At 65.3% G+C, this 20,260-nt stretch carries 24 protein-coding genes; 17 read left to right on the top strand and 7 right to left on the bottom strand.

Annotation, left to right across the window (positions count from 1 at the left end; translation table 11 throughout):
- Positions 1-20 precede the first annotated feature (20 nt).
- From KI611_RS08340 to KI611_RS08330, 3 genes are read left to right on the top strand one after another with little or no spacing between them, the layout of a single operon-like run.
- Positions 21-1,559: an acyl-CoA carboxylase subunit beta gene (locus KI611_RS08340; protein ID WP_319002339.1), complete on the top strand. Its 1,539-nt coding sequence runs from the start codon at positions 21-23 to the stop codon at positions 1,557-1,559.
- Positions 1,560-1,569: 10 nt separating this feature from the next.
- Entirely contained in the window at positions 1,570-1,854 is a 285-nt protein-coding gene (locus KI611_RS08335; protein ID WP_226419359.1) for a hypothetical protein, read from the top strand.
- A gap of 12 nt (positions 1,855-1,866) precedes the next feature.
- Positions 1,867-2,250, top strand: a complete 384-nt coding sequence (locus KI611_RS08330; protein WP_226419358.1) for a biotin/lipoyl-containing protein — start codon at positions 1,867-1,869, stop codon at positions 2,248-2,250.
- A 43-nt stretch (positions 2,251-2,293) separates the two neighbouring features.
- Here the strand turns inward: KI611_RS08330 and KI611_RS08325 are convergent, their stop codons facing one another.
- Both KI611_RS08325 and KI611_RS08320 read right to left on the bottom strand, forming a co-directional pair.
- Positions 2,294-2,740 (bottom strand): PaaI family thioesterase, encoded by a 447-nt coding sequence (locus KI611_RS08325; protein WP_226419357.1) that lies wholly within the window; start codon positions 2,738-2,740, stop codon positions 2,294-2,296.
- A gap of 17 nt (positions 2,741-2,757) precedes the next feature.
- On the bottom strand, positions 2,758-3,975 hold the full coding sequence (locus KI611_RS08320; RefSeq protein WP_226419356.1) for an MFS transporter: 1,218 nt from the start codon (positions 3,973-3,975) through the stop codon (positions 2,758-2,760).
- Positions 3,976-4,087: 112 nt separating this feature from the next.
- On the opposite strand from KI611_RS08320, the gene KI611_RS08315 reads away from it, so the two are divergent.
- Together KI611_RS08315 and KI611_RS08310 are read left to right on the top strand one after the other, a co-directional pair.
- Entirely contained in the window at positions 4,088-5,041 is a 954-nt protein-coding gene (locus KI611_RS08315) for a LysR family transcriptional regulator (RefSeq protein WP_226419355.1), read from the top strand.
- A gap of 272 nt (positions 5,042-5,313) precedes the next feature.
- Positions 5,314-6,333 (top strand): zinc-dependent alcohol dehydrogenase family protein, encoded by a 1,020-nt coding sequence (locus KI611_RS08310; RefSeq protein ID WP_226419354.1) that lies wholly within the window; start codon positions 5,314-5,316, stop codon positions 6,331-6,333.
- 18 nt (positions 6,334-6,351) lie between these two features.
- On the opposite strand, the gene KI611_RS08305 is transcribed toward KI611_RS08310, so the two are convergent.
- The 5 genes from KI611_RS08305 to KI611_RS08285 all read right to left on the bottom strand — a co-directional run bounded on the left by KI611_RS08305 (position 6,352) and on the right by KI611_RS08285 (position 10,599).
- The gene (locus tag KI611_RS08305; protein WP_226419353.1) at positions 6,352-7,692 is read right to left on the bottom strand and encodes a (Fe-S)-binding protein; all 1,341 of its coding nucleotides are present in this window, start codon (positions 7,690-7,692) and stop codon (positions 6,352-6,354) included.
- A 124-nt stretch (positions 7,693-7,816) separates the two neighbouring features.
- Entirely contained in the window at positions 7,817-9,139 is a 1,323-nt protein-coding gene (locus KI611_RS08300) for a ferric reductase-like transmembrane domain-containing protein (RefSeq protein WP_226419352.1), read from the bottom strand.
- A 34-nt stretch (positions 9,140-9,173) separates the two neighbouring features.
- Entirely contained in the window at positions 9,174-9,602 is a 429-nt protein-coding gene (locus tag KI611_RS08295; protein ID WP_226419351.1) for a PepSY domain-containing protein, read from the bottom strand.
- A gap of 63 nt (positions 9,603-9,665) precedes the next feature.
- Positions 9,666-10,157, bottom strand: a complete 492-nt coding sequence (locus KI611_RS08290) for a diheme cytochrome c (protein ID WP_226419350.1) — start codon at positions 10,155-10,157, stop codon at positions 9,666-9,668.
- A gap of 25 nt (positions 10,158-10,182) precedes the next feature.
- Positions 10,183-10,599: a DUF1924 domain-containing protein gene (locus KI611_RS08285; RefSeq protein ID WP_226419349.1), complete on the bottom strand. Its 417-nt coding sequence runs from the start codon at positions 10,597-10,599 to the stop codon at positions 10,183-10,185.
- Between the two features lie 172 nt (positions 10,600-10,771).
- Here KI611_RS08285 and KI611_RS08280 point away from each other — a divergent pair, with 172 nt between their 5' ends.
- The 12 genes from KI611_RS08280 (at position 10,772) to draG (ending at position 20,259) form a co-directional block, all read left to right on the top strand.
- Positions 10,772-11,158, top strand: a complete 387-nt coding sequence (locus KI611_RS08280; protein WP_226419348.1) for a hypothetical protein — start codon at positions 10,772-10,774, stop codon at positions 11,156-11,158.
- A gap of 18 nt (positions 11,159-11,176) precedes the next feature.
- Entirely contained in the window at positions 11,177-11,524 is a 348-nt protein-coding gene (locus KI611_RS08275) for a PepSY domain-containing protein (protein WP_226419347.1), read from the top strand.
- Positions 11,524-12,189 carry a response regulator transcription factor gene (locus KI611_RS08270; protein ID WP_226419346.1) on the top strand — a complete coding sequence of 222 codons (666 nt, stop codon included), beginning with the start codon at positions 11,524-11,526 and terminating at the stop codon, positions 12,187-12,189. The genes KI611_RS08275 and KI611_RS08270 overlap by 1 nt, the downstream gene beginning before the upstream one ends.
- The gene (locus KI611_RS08265) at positions 12,186-13,562 is read left to right on the top strand and encodes a sensor histidine kinase (RefSeq protein WP_226419345.1); all 1,377 of its coding nucleotides are present in this window, start codon (positions 12,186-12,188) and stop codon (positions 13,560-13,562) included. Before KI611_RS08270 ends, KI611_RS08265 begins: the two co-directional genes overlap by 4 nt.
- 237 nt (positions 13,563-13,799) lie before the next feature.
- Positions 13,800-15,308: a nitrogenase cofactor biosynthesis protein NifB gene (gene nifB / locus KI611_RS08260; RefSeq protein WP_226419344.1), complete on the top strand. Its 1,509-nt coding sequence runs from the start codon at positions 13,800-13,802 to the stop codon at positions 15,306-15,308.
- 2 nt (positions 15,309-15,310) lie between these two features.
- Complete coding sequence (locus tag KI611_RS08255; RefSeq protein WP_226419343.1) at positions 15,311-15,589, top strand: 4Fe-4S binding protein; 279 nt, start codon at positions 15,311-15,313, stop codon at positions 15,587-15,589.
- A 654-nt stretch (positions 15,590-16,243) separates the two neighbouring features.
- Complete coding sequence (locus tag KI611_RS08250) at positions 16,244-16,723, top strand: ArsC/Spx/MgsR family protein (RefSeq protein ID WP_226419342.1); 480 nt, start codon at positions 16,244-16,246, stop codon at positions 16,721-16,723.
- A complete protein-coding gene (locus KI611_RS08245; RefSeq protein ID WP_226419341.1) occupies positions 16,701-17,972 on the top strand; it encodes an FprA family A-type flavoprotein in 1,272 nt (423 codons plus the stop codon). The genes KI611_RS08250 and KI611_RS08245 overlap by 23 nt, the downstream gene beginning before the upstream one ends.
- A gap of 15 nt (positions 17,973-17,987) precedes the next feature.
- On the top strand, positions 17,988-18,275 hold the full coding sequence (locus KI611_RS08240; RefSeq protein ID WP_226419340.1) for a 2Fe-2S iron-sulfur cluster-binding protein: 288 nt from the start codon (positions 17,988-17,990) through the stop codon (positions 18,273-18,275).
- A gap of 67 nt (positions 18,276-18,342) precedes the next feature.
- Positions 18,343-18,705 (top strand): 2Fe-2S iron-sulfur cluster-binding protein, encoded by a 363-nt coding sequence (locus tag KI611_RS08235; RefSeq protein ID WP_226419339.1) that lies wholly within the window; start codon positions 18,343-18,345, stop codon positions 18,703-18,705.
- A gap of 19 nt (positions 18,706-18,724) precedes the next feature.
- Positions 18,725-19,297, top strand: coding sequence for a nitrogen fixation protein NifQ (locus KI611_RS08230; protein ID WP_226419338.1), 573 nt, complete (start codon positions 18,725-18,727; stop codon positions 19,295-19,297).
- A complete protein-coding gene (gene draG / locus KI611_RS08225; RefSeq protein WP_226419337.1) occupies positions 19,276-20,259 on the top strand; it encodes an ADP-ribosyl-[dinitrogen reductase] hydrolase in 984 nt (327 codons plus the stop codon). The genes KI611_RS08230 and draG overlap by 22 nt, the downstream gene beginning before the upstream one ends.
- Position 20,260 lies beyond the last annotated feature (1 nt).

Genomic DNA, 20,260 nt, shown 5'->3' with positions numbered 1-20,260 from the left:
CAGGACGAACCATGAGCACCATGCAAGAGAAGATTGCCGAACTGCGCCGCCGCCGCGCGGTGAATGCCCTCGGCGGCGGCGCCGAGAAGCAGGAGAAGCATCGCCAGTCCGGCCGGCTGACCGCCCGCGAACGGGTCGCCGCGCTGGTCGATGCCGACAGCTTCGAGGAAGTCGGCCAGTTCGCCACGCATCGCGCGACGCTGTTCGGCATGGCCGACAAGGTCTTTGCCGCCGATGGCGTGATCACCGGCGCGGCCTCGGTCGGCGGCCGGCTGGTCCATCTGGCCAGCCAGGATTTCACGGTGGCCGGCGGTTCGGCCGGCGAGACGCATTCGATCAAGGTCGCCGAGATCATGCAATCGTCGCTGAAGACCGGCTCGCCCTTCGTCTTCATCAACGATTCCGGCGGCGCCCGGGTACAGGAAGGGATCGCTTCGCTGTCCGGTTACGGCAAGGTGTTTCACGCCAACGTGCTGCTCTCCGGCGCGGTGCCGCAGATCTCGCTGATCTGCGGGCCGTGCGCCGGCGGCGCGGCCTATAGCCCGGCACTGACCGACTTCATCATCCAGACCCGCCAGGCGCAGATGTTCATCACCGGGCCGCAGGTCATCAAGCAGGTCACCGGCGAGAGCGTCACCGCCGAGGAACTCGGCGGGCCGGATGCGCACATGGTGCACTCCGGGGTCATCCACTTCATCGCCGACGACGATCAGCACGCCATCGCGCTCTGTCGCAAACTGCTCGCCTTCCTGCCGGCCAATAATCTCGAAGATCCGCCGCTGGTCGAGGGCGATTACCTGATCGAAGCCAATCCGCTGCTCGAAACGCTGTTGCCCGAGGAAAGCAAGCAGGGTTACGACGTCCGGACGGTGATCGCGGCGATCGTCGATGAGGCCGATTTCCTCGAAGTCCAGGCCGGCCATGCGATGAACATCGTCGTCGGCTTTGCCCGGGTGTGCGGCGCCTCGGTCGGCATCGTCGCCAACCAGCCGTCGGTCAAGGCCGGCGTGCTCGACATCGATGCGTCGACCAAGGCGGCGCGCTTCATCCGTTTCTGCAACGCGTTCAACATTCCGCTCGTCACCTTCGTCGATGTGCCGGGCTTCATGCCGGGCGTCGAGCAGGAGTACGGCGGCATCATCCGCCATGGCGCCAAGCTGCTCTTCGCCTATTCGTCGGCGACCGTGCCGAAGATCACGATCATCCTGCGCAAGAGCTACGGCGGTGCCTACCTCGCGATGTGCGGCAAGGATCTCGATGCCGACCGGGTGTTCGCCTGGCCGACCGCCGAAATCGCCGTGATGGGTGCCGAAGGCGCAGCCGAGATCGTCTTCCGCAAGGAGATCGGCGAGGCGGCCAATCCGGAGGAACGGCGGGCCGAGCTGATCGCCAGTTATCGCGACACTTTCTCCAACCCCTATGTCGCCGCCGAACAGCGGCTGGTCGATGCCGTCATCGAACCCGCCCTGACCCGCCAGCATATCGCCCAGGCGCTTGAGTACCTGCGCATCAAGCGCGTGCCCCGGCCGCATAAGAAGCACGGTTTGATACCGCTCTAGGATTGCCACCATGACCAGCAAGCAAACGGAAGACGAACTGTTGTCCCTGATCGCGCAGATGCGCGCCGAGATCGGCGCCCTCAATCGCCGGGTCAACGAACTCGAACAGCGGATGAGCGAAGGCGTGGCGGCAGCCGATTCGGCCCCCAGCGAAGAAACCTTGCTGGCCATTTCGGCGGCGGTCGCCGCCTTTCTCGGCGTGCACGCCCATATTCGCCAGGTCCGGTTGGTGCACTCCAGCGCCTGGGGCCAGGTCGGCCGCATCGGGGTGCATGCCTCGCACCGCCTTCATTGATTGGAAGCAACCGTGAAACTACGAATCACCATCGATGAAAAGACCTACGAGGTCGATGTCGAAGTCGCCGAAGCCGACCACGCCAGCCTGCCGCCGGCCTATCCGGTCGGCTCGGCCAGACTGGCCGGCAGCGCCCCGCCCGAACTGGCGGTCCATGGCTCGCCGGCGCCGCTGGCCAATGAGAACAAGGTCTGCCGCAGCCCGGTTTCCGGCACCGTAGTCAAGATTTTCGCCGACGCCGGCAGCCGCATCCAGGCTGGCGACCCACTGCTGCTGCTCGAAGCGATGAAGATGGAAACCAACATCACCGCCCCGCTGGCCGGCGTGATCGCGGCGGTCAACGTCAAGGCCGGCCAGCATGTCCAGACCGGCGACGTGCTGGTCGAATTCGAGTGAAATTGCCGGCGGCGACCAGCGCCCGAGCGCGCTGACGCTCGCCCTACGCCGCGGCTTTCGGGCTGCGCGGCCAGAGAATCATCTGCGTGCAGCGGAACAGCGCCAGTTTCCGGCCGCTCGCCTCGTCGGTCACCACGGCATCCCAGACCTGGGTATTGCGCCCGAGGTGCTGGGCGGTGGCGACGCAGGCGATGCTGCCCTCGGTGACCGTGCCCAGGTGGTTGCTCTTCAGCTCGATGGTGGTGAAGGACTCGGCCCCTTCCGGCAGATGGACAATCGTCGCGTAGCCGCAGGTGGTGTCGGCTAGCGCGACGATGCTGGCGGCGTGCAGGAAATTGTTCGGCGCGAAATGCAGCTTCTTGACCGGCATCCGGCTACGCAATGAATTGGGCTGCAATTCGACCAACTCGATGCCGAGGTAACCGGGCAGGTATTCGCCGCCCCGCTCGTTCAATGCATCCACCGAAATGTCCAGACGAAAATCGCTCATGTCGCATGCTCCTCAGTTCAGGCCGGGGCCAGCGCAGGCTGCACCGGTGCCTCGCGGATGGGTAGATTGGCGATGGCCGCCAGCCCGGCGAGCACCATGTCGGCGTACCACATCCAGCCGAAGTCGCCGAACTGGACGATGGCCAGGCCGCCGAGATAGGCGCCGAGGAAGCCACCGATCTGGTGCGACAGCAAGGTCAGGCCGAACAGGGTGCCGAGATAGCGGACGCCGAACAGCTTGCCGACGATGTTGGCGGTCGGCGGCACGGTGGCCAGCCAGGTGAAGCCGAGGCCGGCGGCGAACAGGTAGAAGGTCAGTTCGGTGCGCGGCATCAGCAGATACAGGCCGACCAGCAGGACGCGCGAGGCGTACATCGCGGCCAGCACGTACTTGCTGCGATATTTCGAAATGCAGTGACCGGCATAGAGACTGCCGAAGATATTGGCCAGCCCGATGATCGCCAGCGACCAGCTGGCTACCGCCGGCGGCAGCCCGCACAGATTGACCTCGCCCGGCAGGTGCGTGACGAGGAAGGCGATATGGAAGCCGCAGGTGAAGAAGCCGGCATGCAGCAGCAGGTAGCTGCGGTCCTGCATCGCCGTGACGATGGCATGGCGCAGGCCGTTATCTTCATGCGTGTGCTTGGCCGGCGCCACCGCCGTCGGCCCGGTCAGCTTGCCGACCAGCGGCAGCGCGGCCAGCACCATCATCGCCATCGCCCACAGCGCACCCATCCAGCCGATCGACTGGATCAGCTTCTGCATGATCGGGGCAAAAACGAACTGGCCGAACGAGCCGCCGGCATTGATCACGCCGGAGGCCGCTCCGCGCGCCTCGATCGGCAGACGCTGCGCCGCCGCGCCGATCAGCACGGAAAAACTGCCGGCCCCCGAGCCCATCGCCGAGAGCAGGCCGAGCGAGATGATCAGGCCGAAACCGGTGCTCATGAACGGTGTGATCGCGCTGCCCACGGCCAGCACCAGCAGGCCGCCGATCAGCACGGCACGCGCCCCGAAACGGTCGGCCACGGCCCCGGCCACCGGCTGGATGGCGCCCCAGGCGAATTGCCCGACAGCCAGCGCCAAGCTGATCGTCGCAATACCCAGGCCGGTCGTCGCATCGAGCGGGCTGATGAACAGGCCAAGCGACTGGCGCGCGCCCATGGTGACCATCAGAATGCCGGCCGCGGCCAGGGTGGTGAGCATCACATCGGGGCGGCTTAATGTACGCAGCATGGCTTGTTTTCCAGAGATGAAAGGTATCGACGATTTCGACGAACTATAGTTGTTAAATCCATTGTCAAATAGCCCATAATTCTTGTCATACCGTCAACGGATTATTGACAAAATGGCCTGGTTAAGTAGTTGGGAAAGTTTTGTGAAGGTCGTCGAGGCCGGCAGCATGGCCGCCGCGGCGCGGCGTCTCGACTGCACCCGGGCGCAGATCAGCAAGCAGATCGGCGAACTCGAACGCGCCTTCGGCGTCCGCCTGTTCGAGCGCTCGACCCGCCGGCTCAGCCTGACGCCCTCGGGCGAAATCTTCCATCAACACGCGCTACGAGCGCTGGAGGCCATCCAGAGCACCGAAATTGCCGTCAAGAACCAGGGCGACGCGCCGCGCGGCCTGCTGCGCATCAGCGCCTCGATCACCTTCGGCCGGATGTACATCGCCCCGCTCTTTCCGCGCATCGTCGCCCGCTATCCGGAACTCAGTTGCGAACTGGTCCTCACCGACCAACTGGTCGATCTGGTGGACGACAACATCGATCTGGCGCTGCGCATGACCAAGGCGCCGCCGGAAGACGCGGTCGCGCGCAAGCTGGTCAGCCTGCAACGGGTGATCGTCGGCACGCCGGCCTATCTGGCCAGCCACGGCGAACCGGCAACGCCGCAGCAGCTGGCCGAACACCAGTGCTTCAGCTACCTGCCGACCGCCGACGGCCGGATCTGGCGCCTGCAGGATCGCAACGGCGAGGAAATCAGCGTCCCGGTCAGCAGCAAGTTCCACTTCAACAGTGTCGATTGCGTGCACGACGCGGTGCTCGGCGGCCATGGCCTGGCCATCCTGCCGACCTACGTCTGCCGGCCGGAACTGGCCCAAGGCCGGCTGCAAACCATTCTCGACGATTACCAGCCGATCACCCGCCTCGGCCAGTTTCTCTACGCCTGCTACACGCCCAGCCGGAGCCGGGTGCCCAAGGTCAGGGCCTTTCTCGCCGAACTGGCAAGCGAGTTCGATCCCGTGCCCCCCTGGGAAAGGCCCGAACCGGCAGGTGACCGGATTGATGAGGCGGCCAGGTGAGCAGCAAAACTTCTTCGCCAGCATGGTGCTTTCGCTGACTGAGCTCATCGCGCCGAAGGCTTTCGGCCACGCTAAATACTGACTCGATTTTTCTAGCTGGCATCACTTCGTCCTACAATCCAAAAGCAAGCAGCCGTTGGCAACCGGACCATTGCCGGTCGATGCGCGGCTGTTTTGGTTGCCGTGAGCGGTCAGGACGGTCGCCCGGGAATAAGACCGTGTAAGCACTTCGCCCGCCGCCAGTCGGCGCGACGGGCAAGAGGAGAATCTCGATGCACGCTTTCACCCCTGCCAGCATGCGCGCCATGCGTCTTCACCGTCCCGGCCAAGGGCTGCGCCTTGAACAGCTGCCGGTTCCGGTCGCCGGGCCGGGCCAGCTCCAGCTGCGGGTCGAAGCCTGCGGCGTGTGCCGTACCGACCTGCACCTGATCGACGGCGAACTGCCGAACCCGGCGCTGCCCATCATTCCCGGCCACGAGATCGTTGGCCGCATCACCGCCCTTGGCGAAGGCGTCAGTGGATTCCGCATCGGCCAGCGAGTCGGCGTTCCCTGGCTGGGCTGGACCTGCGGCAATTGCCGTTTCTGCCTGAGCGGGCGGGAGAATCTGTGCGACTCGGCGCGCTTCACCGGTTACCAGATCGATGGTGGCTTCGCCGAATACACCGTGGCTGACGAACGCTATTGTTTCGCGCTGCCGGACACCCCGGACAGCGCGCCGGCGATTGAACTGGCACCGCTGCTGTGCGCCGGCCTGATCGGTTACCGGGCGCTGCGCCTGGCCGGCGAGGCGCAAACAGTCGGCATCTACGGCTTCGGCGCGGCGGCACACATCATCGCCCAGGTGCTCCAACATCAGGGGCGCAGCTTCTATGCATTCACCCGTCCCGGCGACACCGAAAGCCAGGATTTCGCGCGCAGCCTGGGTGCAGCCTGGGCCGGCAGCGCCGAGCAGAGGCCACCGCAGGCGCTCGACGCAGCCCTGATCTTCGCCCCCGCCGGCCCGCTGGTACCCGAGGCCCTGCGCCATACGGAAAAAGGCGGTTGCGTGGTGTGCGCCGGCATTCACATGAGCGACATTCCCGGGTTCAGCTACGCCGACCTGTGGGGTGAGCGGATGATTCGCTCGGTAGCCAACCTTACCCGCGAAGATGGCCTCGGATTCCTCGACCTGGCACCGAAAATCCCGATCCGGACCACCGTCACGCCCTTCCCTCTGGAACAGGCGAACGAAGCCCTCAGCCGCTTGCGCAGCGGCGCATTGCAAGGGGCGGCCGTGCTGACCATGGATTGAAGCGCCGCACCAGCCCCGCTAGGCCAGCGCCCGCTGCAACAGTACGGCGACATGGATGGCCTGCCGGCCGCTGCCATCGGCGATCTGGTGCCGGCAGGAAAAGCCGTCGGCGACGATCAACGCATCATCGGCGGCGGCCCGCACGGCGGGCAGCAGGGCCAGTTCGCCCATCTTGACCGAGGCGGCGTAATGCTCGGCTTCCAGGCCGAAGCTGCCGGACATGCCGCAGCAACTGGCGTCGACGATGTCGAATTCGAATTCCGGTATCCAGCCGAGGACTTTCCTGACCGACTTCATCGCCCCGAAGGCCTTCTGGTGGCAATGGCCATGGACCACGGCCTTGCCGCCGGGGAGCGGCTTCAACTTCAGCTTCAGCCCTTTGTTGCCCTCTCGCATCAGGAATTCCTCGAACAGGAAGGCCTGCTTGCCGAGTTGCGCCACGTCCGGGCCGAGCGACAGGCTGTAGAACTCGTCGCGCAGGGCGAGCAGGCAGGACGGTTCGAGGCCGACGATCGGCGTGCCTTCAGCCAGCGCCGGGGCGAGCGCGGCCATCATGCGTTGCCCTTCGCGCTTGGCCGCGTCGACCATGCCTTGCGACAGATAGGTCCGGCCGCAGCACAACGGACGCTCGACTTCGCCATCGTCGGCAGCCGGCCGCAGGATTTCCACCGTGTAGCCGCCGGCCGCCAGCACCGCGCTGGCCGCCACGGCTACTTCCGGCGCGTAGTAGTGGGTGAAGGTGTCGACGAACAGGATCACCTTTCCCCGCTCGCCGCTGCTCGCCACAACCGGGGCGGCGAGCGGCCGCGCGGCCGGCAGCGGAATCGGCCGGGCGGCGGCGATGCCGAGCCAGCCTTCGGCCAGCCGCGCCAGCCCGGGCCAAGCATTGCGCCAGCCGACCAGCACCGCCAGCGGCCGGCGATAGCGATGCAGCCAGTCCGGCAGGCCGCCGAACAGCCGGGCGCGGCGCGACAGACCCAGCTGCTCGTTGCGCTGGGCGAGGTATTCGGTCTTGATCAGTGTCATGTCGACGGCACTCGGGCATTCCTTCTTGCAGCCCTTGCACGACACGCAGAGATCCATCGCCGCCGCCAGATCGGGATGCACGAATGGCTGCTCGCCCAGTTCGCCATTCAGCGCCGCCTTGAAGGCCTTGACCCGGGCCCCGGTGGAATGGGCCGGATCGCCGGTGATGCGGTAGCTCGGGCACATCACGCCCTTGCCGTCGCGCTGGCACTGGTGGTTGTTCATGCACACGGCGACCGCCTTGGCGTAATTGCCGCCGGTCGCCGGAATGCCGGCATAAGCGTCGCCAACGCCGTAGGTGTCGTAAGCCGACCAGTCGAGATGAGTTTTCATGCCATTTGCCAAGCAAGACCGGCACCAGGATTTTTTGCCTATCGATCAAACAGATAGAAATCCTGGCGCTGTCGCAATCACGACATTGCCGGCTTGCTCGGCGCTTTTGCTGCATAAGCGCCGGTCAGCGCATCACGAAAGCCTCTTGATGGAAGGCCAGGCGGCCCGACCACAAGCGACGCAGCGCCGCCTTCAAGCCATCGGCCAGCCCGGCCGGGCCACAGAACCAGACTTCGCTGCGCTGCGCCGGGTCCTTGCCCTGCATCAGGCCGGTAGCGTCGAGCCGCTGGCCCTGATCGGCCGCATGGACATGCAGCCTGACGCCCGGCAAGCCGGCGCAGAGCGCTTCGAGACGTTCGACGAAAGGATCGTCGGCACGCTGCCGGATGCAATAGTGCAGGTCGGCCGAAACGGCATCCGGCACCCCGCCCTGCAGCGCCTCCAGCCAGGCCAGGAAAGGCGTTACGCCGATGCCGCCGGCGATCCAGATCTGCTGGGCCTGGCGATTCAGGCGGTCGAGCGCGAAACGGCCGTACGGCCCTTCGACCCGCACCGGCTGCCCGACGCGCAGCGCCGTCGCCAGCCGCCCGGTATAGTCGCCGAGCGCCTTGATCTGGAAGGTGATGCTGCCATCGCCGCGATCGGCACTGGCGATGGTGAAGGGATGGGCGCCCTCGCCCGCCTCGAAGGTGACCAGCGCGAACTGGCCGGGCCGGTGACCGCGCCAGCCGTCGCCAAGCTGGCAGCGGACGCTGGTGATGCCGGATACCGGTTGCTCGACGGCGATGATTTGGCCGCGCGCCTGGCGGGCTTGGCCGATGGTGCCGAACAGCGAACGCAGCGCGCCATAGCTGCCGGCCAGCAGCAGCGCGCCGAGCAGCCAGCCGGTCGGGCGCAGCCAATAGGCCTGCGGTGCGAGCAGTGCGGCGTGGAAGACCAGCATCAGGTAGAGCACCGGCATGGCGCGATGCAGGAAACGCCAGGGGCGATAGGGGAATTTTTTCCACAGCGTGATGGCCAGCATGGCGAGCACGGCGTAGATCGCCCACTCGCCCATGTCTTCGGCGAGGTCGCGCATGACGTCGAGCAGGCCGGCGAATTTCTCCTTCGGCAAACGGCCTTCGCGGCCGATCATCCCTTTCAGGATGTCGTCCGACATCTCGATCAGCCAGTGCACGGCGGCAAAGACAACGGCCAGGATGCCGGCCCATTTGTGCGTGCGATAGACCCGATCCATACCGCCGAGCGGCGTTTCCAGCCAGGCCGGGCGGGTCGCCAGCAGCATGGTCAGCGACATCAAGCCGATCGATAGCAGGCCGCTCAGGTAGAGCCCTTCCTGCCGGGCCAGCCACAGCGGATGCGTGCCGGCCGGGCTGACGGCATCGAGGGCTTCGCTGGCCCAGGCCAGCGAAATGACGGCAATCAGTGCTGCAAGAAGCGTTTTCATCACAGTCAATCCAGAATAAAACGGTTAACCCGACTCATCGGGTGGCAGCCGGCGTGCCGGCCGGACGCACCGGCAGATCATCGCGGCAACGCCGCTTGTTGCAGTCGGCCGACGCGCCATCCTTGCCGCCGCGTGCTTCGTCATCGCCTCTGGCGTGCCGGCGGCCGTCCTGGCGCTGCTCGATCACTTCGCCGGTACGCGGATTGATGTCGAGCTTGACGCGCGCCCCGCTGCGGTCGGTTGCCCGGGCTTCATAACCGCCATGCTCGCGCTCGATTTTCTCGACATTGCGGTAGCCGGCGGCTTCCAGCTTGCCGACGACCTGGCCGATCGACAGCCAGGCCGCCGGACCGTCGCCGCTCGCTGCACCGCGCTCAGTGGCCAGCGAGGGAACCAGCGCCACGCCGCCGGCCGTCAGCGCGGCGACGAGGGCGAGAGACAGGACAATCTTTGATTTACGCATGATGCAATCCTCCAGAGTTTGATGATGGCCGGCGGCCGGTGTCTTGCCGACAACGGGCGGCACTCAGTCTTCGTAGTAACCGTGCTCGGCCTCGCCATGGCAGGCCACGCAGTTGGCACGGGTACGCACATCCTTGTGGCGCCATTCCCAGTCCGGCACCTTGCGGTGTTCGCGCAGCCATTTCGGCAATTCGGTAATGCGCAGCGGTGCGTTGCTCGGCGAGACGCCGCGCAGCAGCTTGTCGCCGTAGCGCTGGCCGCCGGTGTCGGCGGCGTTCTTGACCAGGTAGTCGGTGATCTTCGCCTTCAGGGCGTCGTCCACCGTCGCGTCGTCGCCGAAATGGTCTTTCAGGTTGGCCATCATCCGTTGCCATGAACTGGCCGGCAGCATCGACGGGGCAAAGGCCAGGTGGCAGCTGCCGCACTCTTCCTTGACCACGGGGTCGGCAACCGGCGGAAAATAATGGCTGCCGCCGGCTTGCACCCGGTTGAGCAGCAAGACGGAAAAAGCCACGACGGTCAGGGTCAGAAACAGCTGGCGGGTCGGGAATTTCATCGGAATCTCCTTGTCGGTAGCGGGCTTACTGAGCCTGCACGTAGGTCAGCCAGTCGCCCTTTTCCTGCGGGGTACATTCGCGGCCGAGCACTTCGTTGCAATTGCGCTTGAACCATTTCTCGACCTTGGCCGGATCGGCATAGCGGGATGGCGTCGCCGACAGGGCCACCGGCTTGATTGCCTTGCCGGTCAGCGTCTGGCCGGCGGCCTGCGGATCCTTGCCATGACAACTGGTGCAGGACGGCGTATCGGCCTTGCCGCCGGTAAAGGACTGCGTGTGCAGCGTCTTGCCGCGGGCCGCCGAAAAGCCGGTAAAGCTCGGGTTCGCCGCCTTGGCGGCCCTGGCATAGGCGCTCAGCTGAGCCTCGAGCGGGCCGGCCGCGGCGCTCAGCGGCAACAGCAAGGCGAGGAACAGGAAGCGGGCAACAGGCAGTTTTTTCATCACGGAATCCTCTGTGGGTGGTCGATGTGGCCACTATGCCCGGCCGTGCCTGAACGGAAACTGAACCGGCCGTTCACATTCCGTTCATCTGGACTACGCTACAAATGAGCGGCAGGAAAAGGGGTGGCTCCCTCGATGTCGTGACATCATTTCAACCATGAAGGAGAGAATCATGTCGAACCGCATTCTTTTACGTTCGCTCGTCGCCGCCGGCTTCATGCTCGGTAGCGGCAGCCTGCTGGCCGCCAGCAATGCCAGCGAACCGATCTTCGGCAGTCAGCTGATGACCCAGCAGGAGCGGGTCGAACAGCGCACCCGCATGCAATCGGCAAAAACCGCCGCGGAGCGCGAGCAGATTCGCGCCGAGCATCACGAAAAAATGCAGAAGCGGGCTGCCGAGCAGGGGGTGACGCTGCCGGCCGAGCCGCCGCAACGGGGTCCGGGCGCCGGTCGCGGCATGGGTCCGGGTGGTGGCGGTATGGGGCCAGGCCAGGGCGGATGCATGGGCGGCGGTCAGGGCATGGGCCCCGGTTGTGGCTCGGGCATGAATCGCCAGTAAGCACGGAAGGCCCCGGCAATGCCCTCTCGATTTTCCCGGCTCGCCCCGGTGGCCTTGCTTCTGGGGCTGTTGGCCGGCCCGCTGGCGGCCGACCCGCCCCGCGATCACGACCTCGCCCGCCAGGCGCTGGAAGCCGGTGAGATACTGCCGCTCAGCACGGTGATGGCGCGCGTCGAACGCGATTATCCCGGCCAGATTCTCGAGGTCGAGCTGGAACGCAAGGATGGACAATGGATTTACGAGATCAAGATGATTCGCAAAGGCGGCGGCATGGCAAAACTTAAACTCGACGCGCGGGATGCCTCGCTGCTCGAAATTCGCGACCGGGGATTCAAGCCAGGCCGGCCGCACGGGGAGCTGCGCTGATGCGGATACTGGTCGTCGAAGATGAACTGACGCTGGCCAGCCAGTTGCGCACCGCCCTGGCCGAAGCCGGCTATGTCGTCGATGTGGCGGTCGATGGTCAGGATGGGCACTTCCTGGGCGCCGAGGAAAATTTCGACGCCGTGGTGCTCGACCTCGGCCTGCCGCTACTCGATGGCATCAGCGTGTTGAGGCGCTGGCGTTCGGCCGGCCGCGATATGCCGGTACTGATTCTGACGGCGCGCGGCGACTGGCACGAGCGGGTCGCCGGCATTGACGCCGGGGCCGACGATTACCTGACCAAACCTTTCCACATGGAAGAACTGCTCGCCCGGGTGCGCGCCCTGATCCGCCGGGCCCATGGCAAGAGCAGCAACGAAATCGTCTGCGGCCCGCTGGTCCTCGATACGCGCAGCGCGCGCGTGCATCTCGACGGCCAGCCGGTCACCCTGACCAGCCACGAGTTCAAGCTGCTGGCCTACCTGATGCACCGGCCCGGGCAGGTCGTGTCGCGCAGCGAGCTGGTCGATCAACTGTATGCCCTCGACAGCGACCGCGATTCGAACACCATCGAAGTCTTCATCGGCCGTCTGCGCAAGAAGCTGCCGGCCGATCTGATCGAAACCGTCCGCGGCCTCGGCTACCGCCTGAACGGGCCGACATCTTGAAGGGCTGGCGGGGTTCGCTGCGCCTGCGCCTGCTGCTCGGCACGCTGGCCTGGATCGTGGTCACCGTTGGAGTGGCCGGCTGGGGCCTGAGCACGCTGTTCCGCGATCATTTGTCCCGCCAGTTCCATGCCGAACTGCGCATGCACCTGAATCAGCTGGCCGCCCATCTGAGCTTCGACGAAGCCGGCCGGCCGGGGCTCGACGCGGCGCTTAGCGACCCGCGTCTGGCCCGCCCCTATTCCGGTCTCTACTGGCAGGTCGACCCGCTGCCGGTCAGCGGCCAGACCGCGCCCCTCGGCCTGCTCCGCTCGCGCTCGCTGTGGGATTTCGTGCTGCACGTGCCGCCCGACACCCCGCTCGACGGCGAAATTCACGAACACCGGCTGAGCGGCCCGAACGGCACCGAGCTGCGCATGATCGAACAGGTGCTGCGGCCGGACGATCAGCCGGAACAGGCGGTCCGCCTGATCGTCGCGGCCGACGACAAGCTGCTGAGCGAGCCGATCGCCCGCTTCACCGGCCCGCTGCTGCTGGCGCTCGGCCTGCTTGCCGCCGGCCTGGCGATGGCCGCGATCGTCCAGGTGGTGGTCGGCCTGCGCCCGCTGAATCGCCTGCGCGACCAACTGGCCGACCTGCGCGACGGCCGGCAAGCGACCTTGCCGGGCGACTTCCCGTCGGAAGTGCAACCACTGGTCGATGAACTGAATACCGTGCTGGCCCGCAACCTCGCCTTCGTCGAGCGGGCCCGCAGCCAGGCCGGCAACCTCGCCCATGCGATCAAGACGCCGCTGGCGGTGATGGCCAACGCGGCCGACGCCGAACCCGGCCCGCTGGCCGAGGTGGTCGCCGCCCAGATCGCGCTGGCCCGGCAGCAGGTCGATTACCACCTGGCCAGCGCCCGCGCTGCCGCGGCCGCCCAGCTGCCGGGACAAAGCTGCCTGCTGCGGCCGGCCATCGAAAGCCTGTTGCGGGTGATGAACCGGCTGCACGTCGAGCGTGGCCTGCAGATCGAACTGGCCAACTGTCCCGAGCAGCTGGTGTTCCGCGGCGAAGCGCAGGATGCCCAGGAAATGCTCGGCAACTTGCTCGACAATGCCTGCAAATGGGCGCGGGCACAGGTCGCGGTCGGTGTCGGCCAGGTCGGCAACGAACTGCGCATCGACATCGACGACGACGGCCCCGGCATCGCCGCCGATCAGCAGCAACGGGTCTTGCAGCGCGGCGTGCGCGGCGACGAACAGGTCCCCGGCTCGGGCCTCGGGCTGGCCATCGTCGATGATCTGGCCCGCCTCTACGGCGGCCGGCTGGAATTGCTCGACTCGCCGCTCGGCGGCCTGCGGGCCCGCCTCTGGCTGCCGGCCGGCAGCGCTTGATTGCCCCGTCGACGGAGAAGACGCCGAGCGATCTGCTTTCGCCGGCTTGCCACATAAGGCCCTGCCTGGCCGCCGCCGACTGAGCCGCCGGCCTTCATTCTGCCCCTGTCGCGTTTGCAACAACGGACCCGACAAGGACCGGCGCACGAACCCGCATCCACCTGATTTTAAAGACTTATCGTTTCTGGCACAGCGATTGCTGAAAAGGCTGCGCACAGCTAACGAGGAGCCTTCATCGTGGAACTTCCAGTCATCAGCAACACCCCGCCGGAATCGGAAGGCGGCGGCTGTTCATCCAGCGGCTGCGGCACGGCCCCGGATGCCCTGGGCCACCTGCCCGACCATATCCGCGCCAAGGTGCAGGACCACCCCTGCTATTCGGAAGAAGCGCACCATTACTTCGCCCGCATGCACGTGGCCGTCGCCCCGGCCTGCAACATCCAGTGCAACTACTGCAACCGCAAGTACGACTGCTCCAACGAATCCCGTCCGGGCGTCGTCTCCGAAGTCCTGACGCCGAAACAGGCGATTAACAAGGTCCTTGCCGTCGCCGCCGAAATCCCGCAGATGACGGTACTCGGCATCGCCGGACCTGGCGACCCTCTGGCCAACCCGGCCCGCACCTTCGAGACCTTCGAAGAGCTCTCGGCGCGCGCCCCGGACATCAAACTCTGCGTGTCGACCAACGGCCTCAACCTGCCGATGTATGTCGACCGGATCGCCCAGCACAACATCGACCACGTGACGATCACCATCAATTGTGTCGATCCGGAAGTCGGCGCCAAGATCTACCCATGGATTTTCTGGGAGAACAAGCGCATTTTCGGCGTCGAAGGCGCGCGCATCCTGATCGAACAGCAGCAGAAGGGTCTGCAGATGCTGACCGAGCGCGGCATCCTGGTGAAGGTCAACTCGGTGCTGATCCCCGGCGTCAACGACGAGCATCTCAAGGAAGTCTCGAAGATCGTCAAGGCCAAGGGCGCTTTCCTGCACAACGTCATGCCGCTGATCGCCGAGCCCGAACACGGCACCTACTACGGCATCATGGAACAGCCGGAACCGACACCGGAAATGCTCCAGGACCTGCAGGACGCCTGTGCCGGCGACATGGCGATGATGCGCCATTGCCGCCAGTGCCGTGCCGATGCGGTCGGCCTGCTCGGCGAAGACCGGGGCGACGAATTCACCATGGACAAGATCGACGTGATGGAGGTCGATTACGAAGCCGCCATGGTCCGCCGCAAGGTCGTCCACGACGAGATCATCGAAAAGCTCGACGCCAAGCGCGGCATCGTCAAGCCGAAGGCCGAAGAACTCGGCATCCCGGCCGATGCCCGCGCCGTGCTGATGGCGGTGGCCGGCAAGAACGGCGTCGTCGCCGAACACTTCGGCCATGCCAAGGAATTCCTGATCTACGAAGCTTCGCCGGCTGGCGTGCGCTTCATCAGCCACCGCAAGACCGAACTGTACTGCGGCGGCATGGACTCCTGCGGCGACGGCGATGTGGTCGATGCCGGCGCCACGGAATCGCTGCTCGACCGCAACATCCGGATTCTCGAAGGTTGTGAAGTGGTGCTCTGCTCCAAGGTCGGCTACGAACCCTGGGCCAAGCTGGAAGCCGCCGGCATCGCGCCGAACGGCGAACATGCGATGGAGCCGATCGAGGAAGCGGTGATGGCGGTGTACAAGGAAATCGCGGCGACCGGCAAGTTGAGCCCGTCGGCCGCAGACAAGAAGGCGGCGTAATCATGGCCCTGCAAATAACCCAATCCTGTGTGAACTGCTGGGCCTGCGTCGATGTTTGCCCGAACGAGGCGATCTACCAGGACACGCCGCACTTCCTGATCGACGACGGCAAATGCACCGAGTGTCTGGGCGATCACGGCGTGCCACAATGCGCCGCGATCTGTCCGATCGAAATGGCCATCGTCGATGAGCTGGGCGAGTTCCTGAACCCGCCGGGGTCGCTGACCGGAATTCCGATCGAGAAGTTGAAGGAGTTCGGGTTGTGGCGGGAGGCGGCGTGAGGCTGTTTTCCGTGCCTGAACCGGGGGTTGCCTTTTCTCAGCCTTGGGGTTCCGCCTTGATGGCGGGTGTACTTTCTTCTTGCTTCGCCAAGAAGAAAGTAGCCAAAGAAGAAGGCGCCCCCCGGGTCGGCGCCCCCTTCGGGGGGCCCTTGCGCTACTCGGCAAGCCGGGCGGCTGCGGAACTCGGCCCTGCGGGCCTCAAACAGTCCTCGCCGACTGCCCCCGGCCAACCTGCGTTGCTCAGCGCCTTTCAGGGGGACCCGAAAGGCGTCGCGGCTCAACCAGCAAATGCTGAAATTATTGGGGATTTACCGGGCCCCTTGAGAGGTGCCGAGCAACGCAGAAATGCCGGGGGCTTTCGGCTGGCGTTGTCTGAGCCGCAGGCGAGTTTAGCCAGCCGCGCCCTGAGTGATGCGAAGCAGCACGAAGAAGTACTCTTGGGGTGCCCGGCGTTTCGAGTAGCGCAGGGAACCCGGCAACGCCGGGCACCGACCCAGGGGTGGCCTTTTCTTTGGCTACTTTCTTTTGGCCACACAAAAGAAAGTACGCCCGCCAGCAAGGCGGACCCCCAAGTCAATCGAAGCCGCAAACGCGGAACCCACCGCAAATCAAACCCCGTGCTCCAGAACAACTCTCCAGAAAAACCGTAAGCCCATGGCCACCATCACCTTCTACGAAAAACCCGGCTGCAAAGGCAATCTTCGCCAGAAGACCCTGCTCGCCGCCGCTGGCCACACCGTCCAGGCAAAAAGCCTCAAGGCCGAAGCCTGGACGGCCGACCGGCTGCTCGCTTTCCTGGGCAAGCTGCCGGTCAGCGCCTGGTTCAACCCGGCGGCACCGGCCATCAAGTCCGGCGAAATCGTGCCGGAGAACGTCAGTTTCGAGCATGCCCTGCACCTGCTGCTGGAAAACCCGCTGCTCATTCGCCGCCCGTTGATGGAAATCGGCGAGGAACGGCTGGTCGGTTTCGACATTGCCGCGGTGGACGCGTGGATCGGTCTAAACAACGTCGTGCTGCCGGAAGGCAACATCGAAGCCTGCGTGCATGGACCGGAAGGCCACGGCAGTTGTGGCAGCCACGCCCATGATCACGAGGCCGAGGAAAGCAGCCATGGTCGCTGCGGCAATCACTGACCACGCCGTAGAAATCGCGCCGGGCGTCCACTGGGTGGGCGCCCTCGACCCGCATCTGCGGAGCTTCGACATCATCCTGAAAACCGCCAACGGCACGAGCTACAACTCGTATGTCGTGCGCGGCAAGAATGGCGTGGCGGTGATCGACACGGTGAAGGAGAACTTTTCCGATGATTTCTTCCGCCGGCTGGAATCGGTCGCGGCATACGACGAAATCACCACCATCGTCCTCAACCATCTCGAACCGGACCACAGCGGCGCCCTGCCCGAGTTGCTCCGACGCGCCCCGCAAGCCCGCGTTTACCTGTCGAGCCGGGCCCAGATGATGCTCAAGGCGCTGCTGAAGCCGTCCGGCGGCAAACCACCCGAGTACATCCCGGTGACCACCGACGATACCGTCGATCTCGGCGGCCGGACGCTGCGCTTCCTGCACACGCCCTACCTGCATTGGCCTGATACCCAATGCACCTATCTCGAAGAGGACGGTCTGCTGTTTACCGGCGACATCTTCGGCTGCCACTTCTGCGACAACCGGCTGTTCAATGACACGGTCGGCGATTTCCGCTTCTCGTTCGAGTATTACTACGCCCACATCATGCGGCCTTTCCGCGAGTACGTGCTCGACGCGGTGGCGCTGATCGAGCCGCTAGCCATCAAGTTGATTGCCCCGGCGCACGGCCCGATCCTGCGCCACCAGCCGCGCGATTATGTACATCGCTACCGCGAACTGGCGACGCCCCGGCTATTCAACGAAGCACGTAGCGAGAAGACGCTGGTCGTCTTCTACCTTTCGGCCTACGGCAATACCCGGCGGATGGCCGAAGCGCTCGCCACCGGGGCGGAAAGTGTCGGTGGCGTGCGCGTTTCGCTGTACGACCTCGAAGGCGGCGAAGCCGACATCTTCACCGATCTGGTCGAAGAGGCCGACGGCCTAGCCTTCGGCAGCCCGACGATCAACGCCGACGCGGTCAAGCCGATCTGGGACCTGCTCTCCTCGCTGACCACCGTCAACATCAAGGGCAAGCTCGGCGCCGCCTTCGGCTCCTACGGCTGGAGCGGCGAAGCGGTACGGCTGATCGAAGACCGCCTGCGCGGCCTGAAGCTGCGCGTCCCGGTCGACGGCCTGCGCATCAAGCTGGTGCCGGATGCCAGCGAACTCGACGAATGCCGCGCGCTCGGCGAAAACCTGGCCCGTCACCTGACCGGCCGGGTCGAACACCGCGAGATCGACATGGCCACACTCGCATAACCCAGGGAGAAAAAAATGCCTAAAGCCAAAGTCACCTTTCAGGATATCGGCGTCACCGTCACCGTGCCGGCCGGCACCCGCCTCATCGAAGTTTCCGAGAAAGTCGGCGCCGGCATCACCTACGGCTGTCGCGAAGGCGAATGCTGCACCTGCCTGACCAAGGTCGTCTCCGGCGGCGAAAACCTCGCCGCGCCGAGCATCCTGGAAGACCAGGTGCTCAAGGACAACATGGCGCCGCGCGGCCACCGGCTGGCCTGCCAGGCCCAGATCATCGGCGGCGAAATCGTCGTCAAGCCCGCATAAGACTAAAAGCACGCCCAACCCCAATAGAGAAATCCAAATCAACCCGCTCATCAGGAGAACGTAACAAATGGCTCTCATCACTTTCAGCAGTCCGCTGCACAAGGACAAGACGGTCTATGCCGTCGCCGGCAGTCACACCCAGACCATCCTCGACCTGGCCAAGGAACATCACATCCCGATCGACTTCGGCTGCCAGGAAGGCAACTGCGGCACCTGTCTGGTCAAGGTCTCCTCGGTCGACGGCAAGCGCCGGCCGATGGGCGGCCCGCTCAATGTCCGCGAAGTCGCCGCGCTGACCGAACTCGGCCACATCACCAAGGCGGAAGTCGAGCAGATGTACGTTGACGACATCCCGCCGACCCAATGGCGCCTGGCTTGCCAGATGGTCGTCCGCGACGAAGACATCCTGGTCGAATACCCGAGCAAATGACGCCACGACGGAGGCCATGATGAACGGTCCGGATCGCATCCCTTATCGACAAGTGCTGCAGCTTGAGCTGCTCGCCAGTCCGGCGAAAAACGGGCTGGCCAGCGATCCGAACCGTATCATCTTCGCCGCCATGATCGCCGGACAGGCTGCCGGTTTCGGCTGCCTGCCGGCGCATCTCGGCCTCGGCGCCGAGGCCTTCGGCCACCTGGCCGCCCGCTATTTCCCGAATGAAACAATCGCCGCCCGCCAGCGTTGCCTCGCCGGCATTCCCGAACATGAAGACCTGGTCAAGCTGCTGACCGCCGAACGCGCCGGGCAGCACGATTCCGAACTGTGGATCGCCAGCATCGTCGCCACCGCCTGCGCCGGCAGCGATCATCTCTGGCAGGATCTCGGGCTGGCCAACCGCGACGAGTTGAGCAAGCTGATGTGGATCAACTTCCCCAGCCTGGCCCGCGCCAATAGCAACGACATGAAGTGGAAGAAATTCCTTTACCGCCAGGTTTGTTCGCGGGAAGGCATCTATGTTTGTCCCGCGCCGTCCTGCGGCGTCTGTACGGATTTCAGCAAATGTTTTGGTCCGGAGAACTGATCGCCCGCAACGCGCCGATCCGCCGTCGGGCCTCGCCCCCGCCGTGGGAAGCGCCGCATCTCGGGCGTGGCATCGCAGCCTATCTCGGCCTCGCCATCGGTGACGCGCTGGGGGCCACCGTCGAATTCCTGACGCCCAACGAAATCCGCCACCAGCATGGCGAGCACCGCGAGATTACCGGCGGCGGCTGGCTCCACCTGAAGGCCGGGCGGGTCACCGACGACACGACGATGGCGCTGGCCCTCGGCGAATCGATCCTGTCCACCGGGGCAGTTGACGCCAGGGCCGCGGCCGACGCCTTCAATGCCTGGATGCGCGCCAAGCCGGTCGATATCGGCAACACCGTACGCCGCAACCTGATCGCCTTCCGCAAGACCGGCAACCCGGAAGCGCCGCCCTCCGAACACGATGCCGGCAACGGCGCAGCGATGCGCGTTCTGCCCGTCGCGCTGGCCTGTTACGGTCAGCCGCCGGAACACAGCGTCCTGGCCAGCCGGGCGCAGGCCCATGTCACGCACCACAACGCGTTGTCCGATGCTGCCTGCGAAACACTGATCTTCATGGTCCAGGATTTTCTTGCCGGCCGCGACCCCGCTGCCGTGCAGCATGAACGGACCGATGAGCTGGTCCGCCGCCATCCCGTTTTCGCCTACCACAAAAAACGCTGCGAAAACCCCAGCGGCTATGTCGTCGACACCATCCAGGCGGTCTTTCAGGCGCTGTTTTCAACGACTTCGTTCGAGGCCTGCCTGGTCGACGTCGTCAATCGCGGCGGCGATGCCGACACCACCGGCGCCATCGCCGGCATGCTGGCCGGCGCCCGCTACGGCCGGGAAGCGATCCCCCGGCGCTGGCTGAAAGCGCTCGACGAGACGACGCAACGCGATTGCGAACGGCAGGCCGTCGCCCTGCTCAAACTGGCCGACCAGCAATCAGCCGAGCTTTCGCCGCCGGGCGGGTGAA

The sequence above is a fragment of the Dechloromonas denitrificans genome, from assembly GCF_020510685.1.
Taxonomy (GTDB): domain Bacteria; phylum Pseudomonadota; class Gammaproteobacteria; order Burkholderiales; family Rhodocyclaceae; genus Azonexus; species Azonexus denitrificans_A.
This window is presented reverse-complemented; position numbering and strand designations above follow the sequence as displayed.